Annotated in this window: 13 protein-coding genes and 1 tRNA gene; 8 read left to right on the top strand and 6 right to left on the bottom strand. The window is 50.6% G+C overall.

Features of this window, described 5'->3' with window-relative positions; translation table 11 throughout:
- Positions 1-15 precede the first annotated feature (15 nt).
- From ACN4EK_RS15525 to ACN4EK_RS15510, 4 genes are all read left to right on the top strand, one after another.
- The gene (locus ACN4EK_RS15525; RefSeq protein WP_431658906.1) at positions 16-2,118 is read left to right on the top strand and encodes a sensor histidine kinase; all 2,103 of its coding nucleotides are present in this window, start codon (positions 16-18) and stop codon (positions 2,116-2,118) included.
- A gap of 384 nt (positions 2,119-2,502) precedes the next feature.
- Positions 2,503-2,802, top strand: coding sequence for a ferredoxin (locus ACN4EK_RS15520; RefSeq protein WP_431658905.1), 300 nt, complete (start codon positions 2,503-2,505; stop codon positions 2,800-2,802).
- A gap of 215 nt (positions 2,803-3,017) precedes the next feature.
- Positions 3,018-3,467: a VOC family protein gene (locus ACN4EK_RS15515; protein WP_431658904.1), complete on the top strand. Its 450-nt coding sequence runs from the start codon at positions 3,018-3,020 to the stop codon at positions 3,465-3,467.
- Between the two features lie 72 nt (positions 3,468-3,539).
- Positions 3,540-5,117: an AAA family ATPase gene (locus tag ACN4EK_RS15510; RefSeq protein WP_431658903.1), complete on the top strand. Its 1,578-nt coding sequence runs from the start codon at positions 3,540-3,542 to the stop codon at positions 5,115-5,117.
- Positions 5,118-5,248: 131 nt separating this feature from the next.
- Here ACN4EK_RS15510 and ACN4EK_RS15505 read toward each other — a convergent pair whose 3' ends face one another.
- The 4 genes from ACN4EK_RS15505 to ACN4EK_RS15490 form a co-directional block, all read right to left on the bottom strand.
- Positions 5,249-6,790, bottom strand: coding sequence for a phytoene desaturase family protein (locus ACN4EK_RS15505; RefSeq protein WP_431658902.1), 1,542 nt, complete (start codon positions 6,788-6,790; stop codon positions 5,249-5,251).
- Positions 6,791-7,265: 475 nt separating this feature from the next.
- Positions 7,266-8,318 (bottom strand): agmatinase family protein, encoded by a 1,053-nt coding sequence (locus ACN4EK_RS15500; RefSeq protein ID WP_431658901.1) that lies wholly within the window; start codon positions 8,316-8,318, stop codon positions 7,266-7,268.
- A gap of 30 nt (positions 8,319-8,348) precedes the next feature.
- On the bottom strand, positions 8,349-10,673 hold the full coding sequence (locus tag ACN4EK_RS15495) for a PAS domain S-box protein (protein ID WP_431658900.1): 2,325 nt from the start codon (positions 10,671-10,673) through the stop codon (positions 8,349-8,351).
- Between the two features lie 2 nt (positions 10,674-10,675).
- Positions 10,676-12,559, bottom strand: a complete 1,884-nt coding sequence (locus ACN4EK_RS15490) for a response regulator (protein WP_431658899.1) — start codon at positions 12,557-12,559, stop codon at positions 10,676-10,678.
- A gap of 825 nt (positions 12,560-13,384) precedes the next feature.
- On the opposite strand from ACN4EK_RS15490, the gene ACN4EK_RS15485 reads away from it, so the two are divergent.
- Both ACN4EK_RS15485 and ACN4EK_RS15480 read left to right on the top strand, forming a co-directional pair.
- The gene (locus ACN4EK_RS15485; protein WP_431658898.1) at positions 13,385-13,936 is read left to right on the top strand and encodes a right-handed parallel beta-helix repeat-containing protein; all 552 of its coding nucleotides are present in this window, start codon (positions 13,385-13,387) and stop codon (positions 13,934-13,936) included.
- A gap of 455 nt (positions 13,937-14,391) precedes the next feature.
- Positions 14,392-17,133 (top strand): Calx-beta domain-containing protein, encoded by a 2,742-nt coding sequence (locus ACN4EK_RS15480; RefSeq protein WP_431658897.1) that lies wholly within the window; start codon positions 14,392-14,394, stop codon positions 17,131-17,133.
- 70 nt (positions 17,134-17,203) lie between these two features.
- Here the strand turns inward: ACN4EK_RS15480 and ACN4EK_RS15475 are convergent, their stop codons facing one another.
- Positions 17,204-19,462 carry a sensor histidine kinase gene (locus ACN4EK_RS15475; protein WP_431658896.1) on the bottom strand — a complete coding sequence of 753 codons (2,259 nt, stop codon included), beginning with the start codon at positions 19,460-19,462 and terminating at the stop codon, positions 17,204-17,206.
- A gap of 191 nt (positions 19,463-19,653) precedes the next feature.
- Here ACN4EK_RS15475 and ACN4EK_RS15470 point away from each other — a divergent pair.
- Positions 19,654-19,725: transfer RNA gene (locus ACN4EK_RS15470), tRNA-Lys, on the top strand.
- A 91-nt stretch (positions 19,726-19,816) separates the two neighbouring features.
- Here the strand turns inward: ACN4EK_RS15470 and ACN4EK_RS15465 are convergent.
- Positions 19,817-19,939 carry a hypothetical protein gene (locus ACN4EK_RS15465; RefSeq protein WP_431658894.1) on the bottom strand — a complete coding sequence of 41 codons (123 nt, stop codon included), beginning with the start codon at positions 19,937-19,939 and terminating at the stop codon, positions 19,817-19,819.
- 188 nt (positions 19,940-20,127) lie between these two features.
- Between ACN4EK_RS15465 and ACN4EK_RS15460 the strand changes: the two genes are divergently transcribed.
- Complete coding sequence (locus ACN4EK_RS15460; protein WP_431658893.1) at positions 20,128-21,339, top strand: N-acetylmuramoyl-L-alanine amidase; 1,212 nt, start codon at positions 20,128-20,130, stop codon at positions 21,337-21,339.
- Positions 21,340-21,473: the final 134 nt, after the last annotated feature.

Genomic DNA, 21,473 nt, shown 5'->3' with positions numbered 1-21,473 from the left:
AGGAGATATGGCGTAGTGGACGTTCCCCGACCTGAGCAAGAAAAACAGTACGAGCAAGCCCTGGCGGTTGAGGTAGCCCTGAAGGATGCCAGCTCAACGTATCACGCTGGTGATTGTCGGTGTCAATCCCGATCGCACTCCGCTATGGGATTATGGCAACCCACAGACTATGACCATTTAATCAGTCGCATCGCCCAACGGATTCACCGATCGTTAGATCTGGAAAAAATTCTCACGACTACGGTCGAGGATGTGCGGCAGTTTCTGCAAACCGATCGAGTATTAATCCTGCGGTTTGACGATCATCAGTCGGGCTGTGTCGCTGTCGAGTCAGTCGCTCCGGGGTGGAATGCCATGCTGGGCACAACCATTCGCGATCCGTGTTTTGCCGAAACCTATTGGCAAGCCTACCGTCAGGGACGGATACAGACGATCGCAGATGTCTATGATGCCCACCTGTCCCCCTGTTATCTGGAGTTACTGACGCAGTTCCAGGTCAGGGCGAATCTCGTCTTGCCGATCATTCAGCCCTTGCAAGCCTTAACCCATAGTTCTGAATCATCGGCACTGACCGATGCCAACCCACCCGAAGCCAGCGCTTTATGGGGATTATTGATTGCACAACAGTGTCAGTCATCCCGCTACTGGCATCCCCTGGAAATTGAAACCTTGCAAGAGTTAGCCACGCAAGCCGCGATCGCGATTCAGCAATCAGAACTGCATCAACAGGTGCAACGGTTAAATCGTGATCTGGAACAACAGGTACAAGAACGCACCCGCCAACTGCAACAGTCGCTCAATTTTGCCGAAGTGCTGAAGCGAATTACCGATCGCATTCATGCCTCGTTAGATGAAAGCCACATTTTTCAGGTCGCGGTGGAAGCCTTAGCCCATGTGTTAGCTGTGGATTACTGTTGTGCCACGCTCTACAATCTCGATCGCACTACGGCAACCATCTGTTATGAGGCGACCTCTGCCCATTTAGGGTCGGCGATCGGGCAAGTGTTGTCGGTGACGGATACGCCTAAAGTTCATGAGCACCTCCTTCAGGGCAACTTATTTCAGGCGTATGACGGCAACCGCACATTACTACAATCCACACAAACGGGGGATCTTGCCTGTCCCGATCTGTTTCACCACTTGACGGCTAAGCTACTGTGCCCAATTTTTCTAGAGGTAGCCGCTTTATGCCCAACCCCATCCTCCCATCAAACAGCAACCGCCTCTCCCTGTCGTGATCCAATCTGGGCGGGCGAAGCAGGGGCGATCGGCTATCTGGTAGTGATTCACCAAACCACGCGGGTCTTTAGCGAAGCGGAAATTAATCTGGTCAGACAAGTAGCCAGTCAATGCGCGATCGCGATTCGGCAAGCGCGGCTCTACCAGGCTGCCCGTACCCAGGTTGAAGAACTGGAAAAACTCAATCGCCTCAAGGATGATTTCCTCAGTACCGTCTCCCATGAGTTACGCACTCCAGTTGCCAGTATGAAAATGGCAATTCTGATGCTGACATTGGCACTGAAGAACAATCCCCTACCATTAGACAAAGCCAGCCATTATCTACAAATCCTGCATGAGCAATGTGAACGAGAGATCAGTTTGATTAACGATTTACTGGAGTTACAACGCCTGGAAGCAGGCGAACAACCTCTCACAGTCAGCGAGATTGACCTTCAACCCTGGCTAACTCAATTAGTGGAATCTTTTGATGAGCAGATCGATCGGCATCACCAATATCTACAAGTCAACCTACCGGCTAAATTGCCTCGGCTGATGTCCGATCCAGCCAGCCTCGAACGAGTTCTGATTGAACTACTCGGTAATGCTTGTAAATATAGTCCCGCCGAGGCAGTGATTACGCTAACCGTCTGGCGCACCAATCTTGGCATTTGTCTGGATGTTTGCAACTCCCATACCGAAATTCCCCTCGAAGAAATTCCCCGCATCTTTGACAAGTTTTACCGAGTGCCAAATGCCGATCCCTGGAAACAGGGTGGTACTGGTTTAGGACTCGCTCTGGTACAAAAACTGGTTCACCATCTGGGGGGCAGCATTCGGGTCAAAAGTGGCAATCACCAGACTTGCTTTACCCTGGAATTGCCGTTAGCTCCTGATTGACGATCGAACTCTTAGATCTTTTTCAGCCCCATGTAGGGGGCACTAAGGGATTACTGATAAGTTTGATTAGAACTATTAGATAAATCTATGGTCGAGTTATTCCACCTCATTTAGAGGCTGTATTGCAGTTATAGCAAGGATTTGAGTCGATCATTAACCTGGGGTTAATGGGTGTTATATAAGATAAGCAGATTAAATCGACAGTATTCATTACGAATCCCATTCGTCCCAATCGGGATTTACAGTCCGAAAAGGATGTTTTTCTCGTAGTATCAAAAGTGAAGCTGATGAATCCGGTAGGCTTTCGCTGAAAGCGCTACAGATTCTGCTTCTTGATGAGTTTTTAAGTGCTGTTTCCAACTATAGAGAAGAGAGGATCACTGCATGGCAACTTACAAGGTCACCTTAATCAACGAAGCCGAAGGGCTGAATACCACGATCGAAGTTCCCGATGACGAGTACATTCTCGACGCGGCTGAAGAGCAAGGCATTGACCTACCCTATTCCTGCCGCGCTGGTGCTTGCTCCACCTGTGCTGGCAAAATCAGCGCTGGTACGGTTGATCAATCCGATCAATCTTTCCTGGATGATGATCAAATCGAAGCTGGCTATGTGCTGACCTGTGTGGCTTATCCCACCTCCGACTGCACCATCCTAACTCACCAAGAGGAAGCCCTTTACTAATTCCCTTCTGGCAGGGAACGATTACTATTCTCTAGTGCGCTTGATTAGCCTGGAGAATTGGTCATTCGATAGATGCTTCACCAAGCAGTTTTTACCGCAACACTTCACGGTTTATCGCCGTGGGGTGTTTTTGTTTACGGGGGGTAAGTCTAGCCCCGGCAAGCCGATCGCCGATAATCCTTGCAATAATACAGGTAAGCTACCTTTGCCAGTTCATGCATCACGCCTCTATTCGGACTGCTGATATTCATCGTGCGATCGCGTTCTACGAACAATTGGGCTTTGTCGTCAACGAGCGGTTTACTACGGGGTACACCCTGGCATGTTGGATGGAAGGTCTGAATGGACGGATTGAACTGATTCAGATCCCAGAACCTCACCCAGCCCCCGATCCCTTTGGGGATGAACATTACGTGGGCTACTATCACCTATCGTTTGATCTGACTGAAACTGCCAGCGATCTCCCGACCTGGCTCACCACACTCAAACACCAATTTGCTCACCAGGTACAAACCCATCCCGATCGCTACCAGCCACTCAAGGTCTTATTGGAACCAGAACAACAAATGATCGGCGATCGAGTTTACGAAGTTGCCTTTATTGCCGATCCCGATGGCTTACCCCTGGAATTTATCCGCCTCCTGGGTCAGGTCAACCGTTCCTGATCCGGATTCCCCTCACCTCTCCCCACCTTCCCCACCTCCTCATCTTTCCATCTCCCTACCTTCCTCCCCTCCATGCCAACCGAGTCCTCGATCGAACCGTTTCTCGATAATTGGAGCTACTTACGGGCTGAATTGAACTGGCTCGATCGGGTGTTGGCTATGGCAGTCGCCCGACAACGAAAAGAGGTGAAAGAAGTTGAGCGAGTGTCACGATCGAAAGCCGATTACGTCACCAGTCATTGGTGGAAGGGACTGCTGAATTTAGACGGAGAACCATCCTACGACTCTCCGGCAGATGGGCGGCGGAAAGTTACCCCCAGCAAAGCCAGCTATCAGCAACAACTGGATGCCAAGATCCAGGTGAGTCAGCAACGGGGAATTAGACTGGGGATACCCTCCCTCTGTCAGCGCTTGGAGCTATCGGTATTTGAGAAAAATCTCCTGTTAATGGCATTGGCTCCAGAAGTCAGTCGGCGCTATGGGCGAATTTATAACTACCTGCAAGAATCGGAGCAGTTCGCCGCAACGGGGTTGCCCACGGTGGATTTAATTTTGCGGATTCTGTGCCGCAATGATGCCGAATGGCGCACTGCCCGTCATTGTCTTACCGTAGACTCTGCTTTGGTGAAATATGACCTGATTGAGGTGCAAACCTTTCAGCTAGAACCGTTTTTAGCCCGTCCTGTCAAGTTATCTGATGCCTTAGTCAACTATCTGTTAGCAGACCAACCGGATGCCAATCAGTTAGAAGCGCTCCTGAGACCACCGGATGAAACTAGCGCCATGCTGGAGTATGAGGACGATCGTCCCCTGGATCTACCCTTACCCGTCTGGACGCCTCCCCCTCCCGTCAATATTTCCCAACTGGGCGACCCCTGGCAAACCTTAATTCTGCCTCCGGCGTTACGCACTCACCTCCAGCACCTGTGCGATCGTGTCCAACTGGCAACCCAGGTAGATCAGGAGTGGGGCTTTCAAGCTAGTTCAGGGGATTCCCACTTAGGAACGCTGGTGTTAATGGTCGGAGCAGCCGGAACGGGTAAGACTACAGCGGCTCACGCGATCGCCCATAGGCTGCAAACCTCGGTAGTTGCGGTTGATTTAGCGTTAGTTGACCCGATCGCCTACCCCCAACTCCTACGTGACATCGCCATTCCTGCCCCCACCGTTCTATTACTGAAGTCGGCTCATATCTGGTTCGGACGGCATTCGCCCCTATCCCCCAGCCAACTCCAGCAGTTCTGGCAGCAGCGACAGGGCGATCGCGGGATAACGCTACTCACAACTGAACATCTCCAGAGCGTGAAATCGAGTTGGCGACAGCAGATGGATCAGGTCTTGACGTTTCCGCTGCCGGATCGGGAGAGTCGATTACAACTCTGGCAGCAAGCCTTTCCTACCCAACTGCCGTTAGAGAAGGGAATTGACTGGCAATGGTTAGCTGAACAATTCCCTGTGACAGGGGGGATAATCCAAGCGATCGCCCGTGAAGCCGCCATTTTTGCTGCTGCCGAAGCGACTGGAACCAAAGTGGGGATGCAGCATATTCAACAGGCTCTAGCTCAGCGATCGTTGAAACCGAAGCATCCCACTAAACCACCGACCAAAGCAGGGAAGCGGAAGCAGAGAACGCGATCGGCATCCGAATGAGCCACAGCAATTTGGCGTAGGGGCGTAGCATTTGGTAAAAAGTCTTTGCGATCGCCCCAGAAGCCTTTGCCAAATGCCACGCCCGTACAGGTAAAAGATTGAAGTTGTTCAAGTTATTCCATTCTCATTCCTTAGGGTAGACAACCGACTTCGCGGAGCATTTCCAGATGTTTGTGAACGGGTGAGAGGGTATTGGCAGTAATCATGCCACTGGCAGCTACGGCAGGTAAGCCGATGCCGGGAAAGGTCGAGTCGCCACAGCACCAGAGTCCCGGCAGGGGAGTGCGGGAATTGGGAAACAATCCCTGGGTTGCCGGAATGGCAGGTCCATAGGAGCCACGATGTCGGCGGAGAAAGCGCTCATGGGTGAGGGGAGTGCCGACCAGTGTCACTTCACAGCGAGAGCGAATATCCGGAATAATCCGTTCCAAGGCTTGCCACATCACTTCTGAGCGCAATTTTTTCTGTTCGAGATACGCTTCACTGCGGCGATCGAGTCCTTCCCACAGGGCATAGGGTTCATTCGCAGGCGTATACACATGGATCGTGTGTTTGCCGGGGGGAGCCTGGGAGGGATCAAGCAGCGATGGAATCGAAACTGCAATCACATTCTGGGGCGCGGTAATCCCTGCCTGCCAATCGTTTACGACAATGTGATGACACGCCAGATCTGAGGGAATCCCCGTCCCATCAATGCCCAGATGCAAATGCATGAAACTGTCACAGGCAGGGGTCGCTTGGCGCTCCGACTGAAACGATCGCGGCAACGCTCCATCAGGGAGAAATTTGAGCGTATCCCAAATGGAAGCACTGGAAATCACCGCCCGACTGGCACGAATCTGTTTGCCGCCCCGCAACTGCACCCCGATCGCTCGATTACCATCGACGAGAATCTGCTCAACGTGAGCATTCAGGAGGATTTGTCCCCCATGCCGCTGTAACCCTCTGACAAAGGCATCCACTAACGCGCCACTGCCCCCGATCGGGTAATCCAGCACCACATTCGGGCGATACCAATCGGCAAACATAAAGGCAACTTCGGCAGCATTGGTGCGATCGGCGGGTAGCCCAGATAACAGGAAGCAGAGGAGATTCAGCCAGTTGCGAATGAACGGATCGCGGATAACTGAATCCATAATTTTCCCGAAGGTTCCTGATAGCTGCGCTACTTGAGGCAGATAACGCAACACATTCGGAACAAAGCGTCCGGTGGTGAAAATTGTCCCCAGGTCATACCGGAGAGCGACAGGAGGTAAGGCGATCGCGGCTTGGGCATAGGGTTCCATCACCCGTTGGAGTTGTCGCCATTCTGCCACCGCTCGATCGCCCCGCAAGCGCTGCAACACCTCACAGAATTGATCGGCTCCCACCGCCGTATCAAACGTGCCTTCCGGTAAACAACAGCCCCAGGTATCGTAGTTCGCCCAGGTGACATCTTCCCCGATCGCGTCTAACGCCTGCCGTAAGGGATTCGGTGATGGCGAATCGGACATACCGGAATACAACGAGGGACCCGAGTCGAACGTAAACCCATCTCGTTCAAAGGCATGGGCTGCCCCACCCGGAATCGCATGACTTTCACACACAATCACCGGATATCCATACCGAGCCAGCAAGGCAGCACAACTTAAGCCACCAATGCCACTACCAATAACGATAATTTCTGTTTCCATGACATTAGTGCGCTACGAATAATAGATCTTAAAGATCGTAATTTTTTTAGTGGCAAATTTTACCCTCCTCCTAGCCCTCTCCCTGGGGAGCTACCGTGTATACATAAGTCAATCTGGACTCCGTTTGAGACTTTTAGCCCCCTAAATCCCCCAATTCTGGGGGACTTTGAATGGTTCGGCTCCCCCAGAATATAGCCTGACGGCATCATAGAAAGGGGGTCGGGGGGCGGTTCGTTAGTGCTTTGGCTAGATTTGATCACTTGTGTGTACTCCGTAGCCCTGGGGAGAGGGAATTAGCTATCTGGCTCCCTTCGCCTGGGGGAGAAGGGTTGGGGATGAGGGCAAAAGAAGTTGCCAACTTTTTACAGGTGATTGAATTCCTATTCCTAAGTAAGAACAGGCGGTTAAGCCCGATCGCAACTCTTCCTCATCCTCCCCACCTTCCCCATCTCCCCATCCCATCAGACAAGCCAGACTACCGATGCGATCGACTTAAGCTCATCAAATTACATAACTTATAGACGACTCGCGCCCCGACATTCCCATCCCACTCACTATTGCCCACTTCACAGACATCGAAGCCGATGATTTGCCGCCCGCTCTGAATTAATTCTCGGAACAGGCAGAAGGTTTGTTCTAACTCCAGACCGCCAGGAACAGGAGTCCCTGTGGTGGGACAAAGTTTCGGATCGAGTCCATCTACGTCAAAACTGATGTAGACCTGTTGGGGCAGTTCTACCACCATTTGCCGACAGAGATCTAACCAGGACAGTCCCGCATATTGTTTTTGTTTCAACACCGAGTCGTAGTATGCCGAAATGCGACCCTGCGATCGCTGAATCAGATCCACCTCGTCGTGACAGAGATCACGGATGCCCACCTGTACTAGCTTGCTAATCTGCGGTAGTTTCAAGGCATTGAACATGATCGAGGCATGGGAAAACTCAAACCCTTCGTAGGCATCGCGCAGATCGGCATGGGCATCAATATGTAAAATCCCAAAGTCGGGATAACGGGTTGCCAGAGCTTGCAGGTAGCCCAACGGGACACTGTGATCGCCACCAATAACTGCCACCTGTTTCCCTTGATTCATCGCCGTTTGCGCCTGGTCAAATAACCACTGATTCACAGTCTGGCAGGCTCGATTGATCGTGTCCCGCACTTGCAGCAGTTCAGGATTGTCCTCAATGCGATCGCCCTGTTCTAAATAAGCCATCAACCGGGTTGCCGCTTGCCGTAAGGTTTCACTTTGTTGCCGCATTTGGCTGGGAATTTCTGCCATGAAAATTCCTTGCTTCCAGCCATCGGGATGATCCAGATCAAAAATATCCAGTTGACGTGAGGCATCCAGAACCACTTGCGGCGCATCTGCCGTCCCAGCCCCGTAGGATACCGTGACCTCCCAGGGCACACCAAAGACGATCGTGTTAGCAGAATCATAGTCAAACGGGAGTCCCAAAAGATTGCCATTATCTAAGGCGATCGCGTTGGGGTCAAAATCGTGTAGCCGATCGGATGCAGTAGTCATGGGTGTGTGATAAATCGATCGAAATGGACTTCAAGTAACAGGTTTCAACGACGGCAGTTCGCGGCGGGGCAGGGTGAAATAAAAGGTACTCCCGCTTCCCACTTCACTATCGACCCAAATACGTCCACCATGCTGTTGAATAATGGTTTTACAGATTGCCAGCCCCAAGCCAGTTCCCCCTTTTTGTCCGGCATCTGCCGCTTCTACCTGTTGAAACCGCCCAAAGATCGACTCTAGCTTATCCGAGGGAATTCCGCGCCCCTGATCATGGACGGATACCGTCACCCAGTCCGGATAGGGTTCTGTGCCGATCGTAATTGTGCTATTGGGGGGAGAGAATTTAATGGCGTTACTCAGCAAATTCGTCAGGGTTTGAATAATGGCATCGGCAGCAACCCAAACCTGCGTGTCTGCCGCGATCGGTAGAACATTCAGTGTCACCTGAGCCACATCGGCACTCGCTTGCATCGCCTCTGCTGATCGCTGAAGTAAGGTTTCCAGATCACAGGATTCCTTCACCAGGGTAATTCTGCCCGACTCTAATCGCTCCAGATCGAGAATATCGTTGACTAATCGACACAGCCGTTCGCTGTCCGTCAGGGCGATTTCAATCATACGCCGCGCTTTTTCCGGCTTATTGTCGTAGACTCCGGCTGCCAACAAGCCCAACGACCCGCGAATCGAAGTCAGGGGAGTCCGTAACTCATGACTGACCACCGAGATGAATTCATTTTTCATCTGTTCGATCGCCTGTCGTTCCGTAATGTCCTGAATTTGCGAAAGGAAGTATTTCGGTTCTCCTTGGGCATCCCGAATTAGTGAGGCATCCAGCAAAATCCAGATGATGTGCCCCCAGCGATCGACATACCGTTTCTTCAGCGTATAGGAGCGAATTTCACCCGCTAACAACTGATCCATATAGCTGAGATCAATATCCAGATCATCCGGGTGCGTGATGTCTTGAAAGGTTTTAGTCAGCAGTTCCGCTTCGGTATACCCCAGAATGTCACAGAGAGCCGGATTCACTTTCAGCCATTTTCCCGTTAATCCGACTAAGGCAATCCCGATCGGCGCATTGTCAAAAGCACTGCGAAAACGTTCTTCACTGTCCCGTAATGCGGCTTCTGCCTGTTTCCGACTGGTAATATCTTCGGCAATTCCCGCCACCCAATGAAGTTGATTGCCCTCGGAGGACACCGGAAACCCCCGATCGTGAATCCAGTAGACCGAGCCATCTGGTCGCAGCACCCGGTACTCTTCGTCATATTCCCCCTGGGCGGCTCCCTGAGCAAATGACTGCTCTACCCGCTCGCGATCGTCGGGATGAATTGCCTGCATCCACTCCTGAAAATTCTCGTACAACGCTGTAATGCTGCGTCCCCAAATACTGGAATAAGCTGGACTAACATAGACCAACTGCCGCGCCTGGGGATCGGAAATCCAAAATACTTCTTCGATCGTTTCGGCAAGGGAACGAAATTTGGTTTCACTGGTTTGCAGTTGTTGATTCGTTTGTAACAGTTCTTGAGTCCGTTCCTGCACTCGCTGTTCTAACTCTGCCTTTGCCTGCTGTAACTGGGCTTGCGCCTGCTCTCGTTCAGCAATCTCAGCGTTTAACCAGTCATTTGCCTGGGTCAGATCGGCAGTGCGTTGACTAACCCGATGTTCCAGTTCATCGTTAATTTGCTGGAGCGTAGCTTCTGCCTGAATGCGGCGCGAGATTTCCCGTCGGAGTAAACTATAAACGCCCAATAACAACGCCAATCCTAACAATGAGCCCAGCAGGACGATCGCCTTAGCCGCCTGAACGCTACTCCGAGTATCTTGTAACCGTTGTTCTAGCAAGACGCGCTCAACTTGGCTGATTTCTAACAACAAACGTTGGATCGTTTGCTGAAGTTGGCTCCCTTGCTCGGTCAATTGCAATTGGAGCGCTTGATCCATAGCCACCTGCTTCAGATCAACGATCGATCGCTGCACAATCCTGAGCTTCTGAGTAATCAACGGTTCTAGTTGCGTAATTCGCTGTTGCTGACTGGGATTGTCACGGGTGAGTTGCCGCAACGATCGTAGCGTGGTGACTGCCTGCTGCTGCCCTTGTTCACACAGGGTGAGATAACTGGCATCTCGGGTCAGCAAATAACCTCGCCGCCCCCGTTCCACATCTTTCATCCCATCGGCAGTCGCATAGATAGTATCCAGAACCCGATAGGTATGCTCAACCAACTGTTGGTCATCGGTTAACTTAGCAATACTAAAGTAGGCGGCTGCTCCCACACTTGCCAGCAGTAATAGTGCTAATCCGAACCCACCGGATACCAATTTGCGTTGCAGTGTCCAATCCTTCCAGACCATGCTTACAGATTCCTCGACTGACGTTGAGCAGTAGTTAACTTGCGCTGCCAGTGAACTCGTTCAATCCGGCTCAGAATCCGTGTCACCAATTCTGGACCGATTACCGGCTTGCCCACAAAATCATCCGCACCTACGGCAAATACCTGCTGAATTGTGGCTATATCTGTATGACTTGTAAAGACCAGAATTGGCAAGTCTCCCCAGCGCGGATCTTGGCGCACCACCTGACAGAGTTCTAACCCGTTCAAGACTGGCATTTCAACATCCAGCACTAATAGATCCGGCATGGTTCCCGTTAAAACCTGCCAAAACTCCTGGGAATCCTGGACTGGAATCACCTGGAGTCCCCAGGGCTGAAGTAGAGTTGCCAGCATATCCAGAATGGCGGGATCATCATCAACTACCATAACTTTGGCATCCGCCGGTTGCCGTTGGATTAATGATTGAGTAATGGTTTGCAATAGTTGGTCAATGGGAATGGGTTTATGCAAAAATCCCCGTCCGCCCAGGCGAGATACCCGCAGCCGATCGCTAAAATTATCCCGCGCCGTAAACACCAGGACAGGCAACTGCGGATGCTCGTGGCTGAGTTCGGCTAACAGGGTCAGTCCATCTTCAGTGCTATCGGGAAAGGTTAAATCTAAGACCACAACATCCGGTAACTGGCTGGCGATCACCTGTCGAGCCATCTGTAAAGTGGGCGCAATCTGAATCGCCAGGTTCCAATGAGCCGCCGCCGCTTGAATTCCGGTCGTCAGGGTACGATCATCATCTACCAGCAACACTAAGGGGGTCGAGGTAGAGACCACTGGCTCCACAACGAGTGGTTGAGGAGGTTTGGCAATTTCTTGCTGTAGAGCCTGTACCAGTTGGGTAAGTTGGCGGGCTGCCGATTGTTCCAAGGGGCGATCGCCCGTCAGCAGTTCCTCAATAGCGTGTGCCACCGTAGACCCCCCTGGCATGCCAAAAATTCCCAGTGATCCAGCTAATTTATGCGCTTCGCGGGTTGCCTGCTGACGCAATTCGCTATCCATCCCACCCGCCGCTAAGGCAGCCTGGGCTTGTTCCAGAATAGCTACCTGGGTGCTGAACGAGCCCCGATGCCGTTCCAATAACTGTTGCAGGTGGGCTAATCCCTGTTGCTTTTTCCGTTCTTTAGCATCGATCGGGGCAGATGACTGGTCTGAAGCCGGTTCTACAATTTCTGGTTTCGGCGGAGCCTTGAGCCGATAGCCTAAGCCATAAACCGTGTCGATCGGATCGATCGGCATACCAGCCGCTTTCAAACGTTGCCGCAGATCCTTAATGTGAGTCGTCACAGCACTTTCGGCAGGGGAATCATCCATATCCCACAGACGATCCAGAATGGTACTGCGGCTAAAAATCCGTTGGGGATACTGCATAAATAGTTCCAGCAGTCCAAATTCTTTCGGTGTCAGAGTAATTAGGGTGTCCTGATACCGTACTTCGCCCGTCTCGGAATTTAGCTGCAAGTCACCCCAGGTCAGGGCGGTGGTAAAGGTTTTGCTCCGCCGTCGTAATAATGCCCGAATCCGAGCTAGCAGTTCTGGAATATCGCAGGGCTTCATCACATAGTCATCAGCGCCCGCATCCAACCCTGCGATCGTCGCTGTTTTAGAATCCTTTGCCGTCATCAGCAGGATGGGATTTTGATAGCCGCTCGATCGCAATTGCCGACAGACACTAATGCCATCAAGCCGGGGTAGACCCACATCCAGCAGAATTAAGTCATATTCATAGGCTTGTGCCATGTCCAGACCTGTTTGCCCATCGGTTGCCAAGTTCACCGCATAGCGATCGGTGGTTAATGCTCCCACGAGTACCTGTCCAGTTGGCTCATCATCTTCCACAAGTAGAATTTTCATACTGCCTCTTCTGTACAGGTTTGGCTCTTTCTTGAGGATATGAGAAAAACAGACCGTTGATAATTAATGAGTTTTCATAATATCAATAGAAAAATTTTTGATTTGTATAGACAGCCAGCAAACTGGCACTCTAATCCTAGACAGAGGATAAAGCTTTCTACTTTCATCCTAGAAATTAATCTGAAGTTATAGTTATTTGAAACAAAACCAGTTGCTCCCACCCGATTACAGAAGTGGTAATCAATAGCCCAATGATTTCCGAACCCAGCACCTCACTATCTCAGCGGTTTATTTTGTGCTTAATGCGTGGTGGACAGACGAAAAACTGGCAATTTCACGCAGGAAATTTGAATTCTTTACCTAGTACACTGTGACCACAGTAAAGAAATCATGAAGCAGTTCAGGGCTTCTACCAATGACTGAAGGCTTCTACCGTGTGTTCCAAGTGGTGTATTTGTGGATGTTCAACAATTGATTGACTGATAACCACAGGCTTAAACTTGTTTCCCAGTTGTTATGACTCAGCGATTGATTTGAAACCGATCATCAGCAATTGGTCAGAGGAGAATCTCCATATTGAGAACGTTTAAAGCCTGAGGTGTGATAGCGTAATCTACTGCTAATACCCCCTTGTGAGCCAACCAAATCTATAGACAACGGTTTTCACATCAGGTGAGCTAATCCACTCCCGGATTCCCATAGACTGGGTTAGCCATTCATCAATTGTGACGATGATCACAACAAAACGCACCGATCCGAGCTGCATTTTAACTTTACTTGCAGAACGTCGCTGCTATTCGTATCAGCATGTTTCGGAGGAAACGTATGTCCCACTCCTACCCGACATTTGCCCAACCTCGCTTGAGTCAAACTCTCACTGTCGTCAATGTGAATGACAGTGGTGCAGGTTCTTTGCGGGATGCGATCGCAACGGCTCAACCGGGGGACACCATCCGATTTGCCCCCTATTTAGCCCATCAAACGATTACCCTGACGAGTGGACAATTGGAGATTCCCTTAGGTAAAAGTCTGGTAATTGATGGCATTGATGCCCCTAATTTAACCATCAGCGGCAATCAAGCCCACCGGATTTTTTACTTGCAGGTCGGCGTTGCCGTTGCCATGAGCTTGACTATCAAGAATTTGCGGTTGGCAAATGGCTATACTCCCGATCGCGGAGCGGCAATTTACACCAGTTACCGAGGGGCATTACAGATCGAAAACATCAAGTTTGCCAATAACGTGGCAAAACAGGGTGGTGGAGCCGTATTTAGCGCCATGATCAAACCTCCAGCACCAACCAAACATGGATTCTGGCAACAGTTGCGAGCCTTGCAAACCAGTTTCAAGCAGCGCTCACTCGTCAGCCATCATTAATCCCGCGATCGGCTATCCCCTATTGATCCCCATCCAATCCAGCGTTAGTCAGCTGTAATGTCCTGTCTGCGGTGGCTGATTGACCCCAGACCGGCTGATTATTAGGGAGAAGCAAAATCGGTTTACCCAATTTTTCACCATCAGCGTCTTTCCAATCACTGAATTCAGGCTGACCCAGGCAATTGGTCATTGTGTCTTAAGTCATCGAGATTAGTTGGCATGTCTCATCACTCATGACCCATCATCAATTCCCTCATTCTCGCCAGCCTCGATCGCTGTGAGGATCAGTCCGGATACTCTCTCAGGTCGATCAAGACGTTGAACCACACGATTCAGGGTTGCATTCCACCAGTCTGACTCGGCAGCGAGTCGCTTCATGATTCCGGTGGCAACGATGGCAGTTCGTTCGTTGCTAGCGGTTGACACACTGCCAAAGACCTTTGGAGGAATTTCAAATGATTATTACCGTTACCAACACCAATGATTCTGGTGCCGGTTCACTGCGGGATGCGATCGCCAATGCCCAATCGGGCGACACGATTCAATTTGATCCATCGCTAGCTAATCAAACCATTCGGTTAACCAGTGGACAAATTGAGATTGGGTTGGGCAAGAATCTGATCATTGATGGGGCAGGAGCCGACAACTTAACCATTAGTGGCAATAACACCTCTCGCATTTTTAACCTTAATGCCGGGATTGCCGCCGCTACTAATCTGACGGTGCAAAACCTCACCTTAGCGGATGGCTATACCAGCGATCGCGGTGGAGCCATCAGTACCACCCATCGCGGGATTCTAACCGTCGAGAATGTCACCTTCCGCAATAACGTGGCGGACAAGGGAGGCGGGGCAATTTTCAGTGCCTATGAAGGATCGCTGACCGTAACAGGTAGCCGCTTTGATGCCAATGTTGCCGTTGCTGGCAATGATGAACGCGGTGCTGGCGCGATCGCCTTTTGGGGACCCGGCCCATTAGTCGTGCGGGATAGTGACTTCACGAATAATCGCGGCATTGTCGGTGGGGCGATCAATAGTTTGGCAGGCAAACTAACGATCGAAAACTCTCGCTTTATCAACAACGACACCACGGCTGGCTATTATGCGGACGGTGCTGAAAATCCCTTCCTGCGAGGCTATGGGGGGGCAGTATACACCGATCGTGCCAGTTCCGTTAACGAGCCATCCGGCACCATTCGGATTACCAACAGTGTGTTTGAAGATAACAAAGGGAGAGGCGGCGGTGGTGCAGCCCATCTCTATACGGGTAATCAAGACAATGTGATTGTGGAAGATAGTCTATTCCGCAATAACTCAGTACAAGGCATTGTCGATCGCAATGGCAATCGAGTTGCCAATACAGAACCGGGAAATGGCGGCGGATTGAATCAAATGAGTAACGGAGCCAATCAAGGTTTCGTTCTCCGAAATACGTCCTTCGTCGGCAATACCGCCACTAATCAGGGCGGCGGCATCTGGGTGATGGATGCTCCCACCACGATCACCAACAGCACCTTTTCGGGCAACCAGGCAACGGATACCAGTGTCGGCTATGGCGGCGGTTTGGCATTGTACGCCCCAACCACGATCGTCAATTCGACGATCGCCAACAATACGGCAGGCTGGACCGGGGGCGGAGTGCTGGCTTCCAATGCGCCGATCACTGTGCAAAACACGATTTTCTCTGGCAATACTGCCAATAATCCCTACGGCATTCAGTTCCAGACCAGTCGGCAATTGACCGATCGGGGTGGCAATATCCAGTGGCCGCCGAAGGGCACTAATTTGGGCAATGATTTCAATGCCACCGATAGCATCACCCTGGTTGATCCGCAACTGGGAGCATTGCAACAGGTGAATAACACCTACATTCATCCCTTGCTGGCAGGCAGTCCAGCTATTAATACGGGCTTGACAGCCGGCGCACCACCGACCGATGGATTGGGCATTACTCGTGACAGTCAACCCGATGTGGGCGCATTTGAGTTTGGTGGGACATTACCTCCCCCTCCTCCCCCAACCTTGGGTGAATTGCAGATTGGCAATGTGGCGATCGCAGAAGGGAACACGGGCAGTCAGGATGCCATTTTTACGGTCAATCTGTCGGCAGCCAGCACAGAAACCGTTACAGTCAACTATGCTACGGCAGATGATACTGCCCTGGCAGGTTCCGACTACACCGCCGTTACGGGAAGCTTGACCTTTGCCCCGGGGGAAACCAGCCAAACCATCCGAGTGCCGATTCTGGGAGATGATCTGGTCGAAGCGGACGAAACCTTCTTTGTCAATTTGACCGATCCCACCAACGCCAGCATCACCACCGCTCAAGGCATTGGCACCATTACCAACGACGACTTTGCCACTACCCCTATCCTCCCTGAACTCTCGATCGCGGATGTCAGCGTGGTTGAAGGCAACAGTGGCACGACCAATGCGGTGTTTACAGTTAACTTGTCAACCGCCAGCAATGAGATCGTCACGGTAGACTATGCCACGGCAGATGGGACAGCCCTCGCTGACGCGGATTATCAATCTGCTAATGGTACTCTCAGCTTTAACCCAGGCGAAACCAGCCAAACGCTGAGTATTGCCATTGTCGGAGATCAGGCAATCGAGCTAGATGAGACATTCTTAGTTAATTTGCTTAATCCCACCAATGCCACCCTTCTGAACGAACAGGCGATCGGAACGATTCAAAACGATGATCTGGCAATGCTCAAGATCGGGAATGTGTCCTTACGAGAAGGCAATCGTGGAACCAGGAATGCGACCTTTACCGTCTCACTCTCAGATCCGGTCAGTCAGACGGTCACGGTTGATTATGCTACTGCCAATGGGAGCGCGATCGCGGGGCAAGACTATACGGCTAGTAGTGGTCGCTTAACCTTTGAACCGGGTCAAACCGAACAAACTCTGAATGTAGCGATCACCGGTGATCGGACGTTTGAACTGAATGAGGTGTTCTACGTCAATTTGGATAACGCCACTAATGCCGCCATTCACACGAGTCGCGGGATAGGAACCATTCGTAATGACGATCGGTTAACGGCATCTATTCCTCAAATTAATGGGGCAAGTGGTCGCTGGTTGAACGGTCTGCTAGAGTCAGCCAATAACTTTGTCAGTTCAGTGCTCACCAGCCACACACAATCGTCATCTACGCTCAATCTAAACCAACGTCCAACGCCTTGGTCTTAGAGCTTTGCAAGCTTGGTATCCTTGCTAATGATGCAGAGGACACCCAATCGGTGTCCTTTTTTTGTCATGCTTATGCCTGAAGGTTAAGCTGATGCCGAAGTTGATTAGATTGAGGTAAGAACTGCTGAACCGGAATCTGAATCACAAACTCCGTTCCTGCCCCAACTTGGGAAAAACAGTTCAACTTGCCATGATGTTTTTCGGTAATGATTTGATAGCTAATCGGCATTCCCATGCCTGTACCTTTCCCCACAGGTTTAGTCGTAAAAAAGGGTTCAAATAAGCGGTTTCGAGTCGTTTCTGTCATCCCCATACCGTTATCCGCGATCGCAATTTCTACCCACTGATTAGCCAGAACGGCAGTCCGAATTGTAATGCAATTGGGAGTGGATTGCAGGACGTGATCGCTCTGATGCAGCTTTTTTTCTTCTAGCGCATCGATCGCATTCACAAATAAATTCATAAATACTTGATTCAAAGATCCAGGATAACATTCCACTAACGGCAAGTCCCCATAGTCTTTAACCACTAAAATTTCTGGATGTTCCGGTCGGGCTTTTAATCGATGCTGCAAAATTAACAGGGTACTATCGATTCCCTCATGCAGATCAACCACTTTCAATTCAGCTTCATCCACCCGCGAGAAATTCCGCAGGGAAAGGACAATTTGGCGAATGCGATCGGTTCCTAGCCGCATAGAATCTAACGTTTTTGGTAAATCCGCCTGGACAAATTCCAGGTCAATCGCGATCGCTTCGGCAGTAATTTCGGGCGCAGGAGTAGGATAGTGAGTTTGATAAAGTTGGATAAAATTCAGTAGTGCCTCGGCATACTCCTGCACATGGCTGAGATTGCCATGAATAAAGTTCACAGGGTTATTAATTTCGTGCGCTACCCCAGCCACTAATTGTCCCAGACTAGACATTTTTTCAGCCTGGATCATTTGGGATTGGGTCTGTTGTAATTGCTGTAATGTTTGTTCTAGATCTAGAGCTTTCTGATGCAGTTCTAGAGTTCGCTCCTGCACTTTTTGTTCTAATGTTTGGTTATAAACCGCCAATTCTTGGGTGCGCTCGTGCACCTTCTGTTCTAATGTCTGGTTATAAACTGCTAATTTTTGTTGGGCTACCGTCTGCTCATGCAGGAGTTGTTGAACTCGTTGCAGTAACAGATTAAAAGAACGAGCTAATATCCCCACTTCATCATCCGGCACACCCACCTTCGCCTGAATACTAAAATCTGCTTTTTTTGTCACCTGTTGCGCCACATCAGCCAGATCATTTAACGGTGCCGACAACTTGCGGGAAAACCGCAGGATCACTCCTGTCGTCGCAACGCCCAGTCCCAGAAAAAACAGCCCAAATAGCGAGGCAAGCTGATAGGCATCTGCCTGAATTTGAGCCAGTTTGACTGAAGTAACCGCCACCCAATTGGTTCCTGGAATCGTCGCTAAGGTATACTGACGATCGCGATCCGTCCAGGTAGACAGGCGCACCTCTTGATAAATAGGTGAAATTGTTTGTTCAGACAGTCTTTGGAGTTGCCGGATTTGTTGGGGAAGATCAGCTTTACCAGGAATTTCTTGAGTTGTACTGATTCCCTGAGCGGTAATCGTCGCGATCGCAGTTAAGGTATCTTCCAGCGCTAAAATTTGTACTTGCTCAGACTGGTGGAATTGCAAATTTTGTAACTCTTGCTTTAAGTACTTTAAATGGCTGGCATCATATCCTCCCTTCAACACACCCAAGAACTGATGCGACGCTGGATCATGAATGGCATGAATAATTTCAATCGTGACTTTCTGGCTAGATTGATCAAACGCCGGTACACCAATCCACCGCTTAAGCTGTTTTCCATTCACCCACCACTGTTCGTCTCGCTGGACAAAATCACTGGTAGGTTGGCTATACGCCACGTTAAATCCATACTGATCAGTGAAAAATAGTTCAGCAAAATTGCCAACCCGAGTTATGTCTCTTAAATAGTTATCGATGACGGGGTTGGGTTGTAGTCGCTTATTTTGACTAAATTTTGCTTCTACGTGTGGAATTGGTAACTCAGGTAAATTAGCCGCCTCTGCTTGTTTTGCCCCTGTCCGAACAGCCTCTAAAATCAGCGGATTAGCCGCGATCGATAACAATAGAGTCGTTTTATTATCTAGATCCTTAGAGGTTAACTCAGCCGTAATAATTGACAGATTACGCAACCGAGTTTCTGCCTGCTGGGCAGTGCGGTGATAGGTAAAAACTCCACTTAACCCTCCAGCAATCACTAAGGGGAGCAGCCCAATCGGCAAAAAGGTAGTCAGGAGTTTTTGTTGCAGGGTCATAGCGGTGCTAACTCAAAGAGCTGATTAGAAATAGGGGGCAACTCTACCTGCTCACGGGGACTTATGGCTCCAACTTAAACACTAATTGTGAAAACTGCGTGACTTTTTGTAGTTCAGCAAATATTGGTCATTTGAGTGATGAGTCTGATGCCAATAGCCACAATTTTTGGTAATATCGAAAATACTTCCCAGGGTGACTAGCGCAACGGTAGCGCATCGGACTCTTAATCCGCTGGTTCTGGGTTCGAATCCCAGGTCACCCATACAGTCTTCTCAGTCTTCCAAGTTGTGGGCTTGAATCTGTGCGATCGCTAGATGTCCCAGGGCGATCAGGGTCGTCTCCTGCCCCACGCCTTAAAAAATTGTGCCGCGATCGAGGTGAGCTTTCCGGATCAGCGATCGCAAGTGGAGTGGATTGTGAGTGTAGCGATTGAGATTCCACTTCCCGGGAACATCTCCTCCCCCCGGTTCAGTCACAAGGATGCAAGGAACAACGACATACTCATTTCAATCAGTTCATCGGTTGATTGCCCCATCTGCTTAGGAGAGTCAGACCTGCGTCTCTCCTGAATTTGTCCAGCGATCAGGGGAATGGACATCTCTATATCTACCTGGCGGCGTTGATTGAACTGACCCTCCTGAAGTTTTAAGCAAGGTACATAGCCGTGAAACTGCTCTGGTTACTCCCAGCACTCCTGGGATCAATTTTGCTGTCCTCATCTGCCCAAGCGGCCAATCTGCAATATTGGCGGTTCGATCGCACTCAGAATCGCCTGGAACTGGCAACCGATGAAGGCATCCAACCGCGTGCCCAAATCGTTTCTAATCCCACCCGCTTAGTGATTGATTTACCTGGGGTGAAGTTAGGCGGACCGAAACAGGCGATGCCCGTCGATGGCATTGTCAACAACATGCGAGTTGCCCAATTTGATCCTCAAACCACCCGCATTGTGATGGAATTGGCTCCGGGCTACACAATCGACCCGCGCCAGGTCAGGTTTCAGTACGCCTCCGCACGGCAATGGACAGTAGAAATGCCCCGTCCCCAGTTTTCACCCCAGCTTGCCAGTGCTGCGCCACCCACTCAAACGATCGCCGTCCCCACGGCACCGGGGGTTGCAGTTGTCCCTACCCTTCCTTCTACACCAACCGTTCCCCCGATTCCGAACGCTTCGGTGCCCCCTGGCAGTATTGTGGTGGTGACAGAACCCCTACCCCAACCTCCTACCCGCCCACCCACAGGAACGACCAGTCCATTACCGCGACCAACAACTCCCTTACCAACACCCTCACCTCCTAGCAGTCCGACTCCCACACCCAGCCTACCGCAGGTTCCCAATGGTCGGTTTTTGGTGGTGATTGACCCAGGACATGGTGGGCCAGATCCAGGCGCAGTAGGAATTGGCGGTTTACGCGAAACGGATGTTGTGTTAGCGATTTCTAAACAGGTGGCGACCTTATTAGAACGGCAGGGTGTTCGAGTCATACTCACCCGTCAGGATGAGCGCAACCTGGAATTAAAACCTCGGGTTGATATCGCTAATCGCGCCAATGCCACAGCATTTGTCAGCATCCACGCTAATGCCTTTGGTGCCAATCGCCCCGATGTAAATGGCGTAGAAACCTATTACTACAGCTCCGGTCTGAATTTGGCAAAAAGCATTCAGCAAAGCATTCTAGAAACGAATGATATGCGCGATCGCGGGGTGAAACAAGCCAATTTTTATGTAATGAGATACTCTTCGATGCCTGCCGTTTTAGTCGAAGTGGGGTTTGTCACCGGACGCGATGATGCCCGTCGATTAGCCGATCCTAATGGTCGCAACCAAATCGCTGCCGCGATCGCCCAGGGCATCCTACGTTATTTACAACGGTAATTAAGGTTAAATAGAGCCAGAGGGCAGGTTTGCGACTCAGTGCATGGTTAAGCCAATCCACCGATCCAACCTGCCCCTTACTGACAGCCGGTTGCCAATGAATGCACTACAGTGGTGAATTCTGTCAGCCCCCT

Origin of the sequence: Pantanalinema rosaneae CENA516 (assembly GCF_050753385.1) — a bacterium.
Taxonomy (GTDB): domain Bacteria; phylum Cyanobacteriota; class Cyanobacteriia; order Leptolyngbyales; family Leptolyngbyaceae; genus Pantanalinema; species Pantanalinema rosaneae.
Note: the sequence above shows the minus strand (reverse complement) of the source record. Positions and strands in the feature narration are given on the sequence as shown.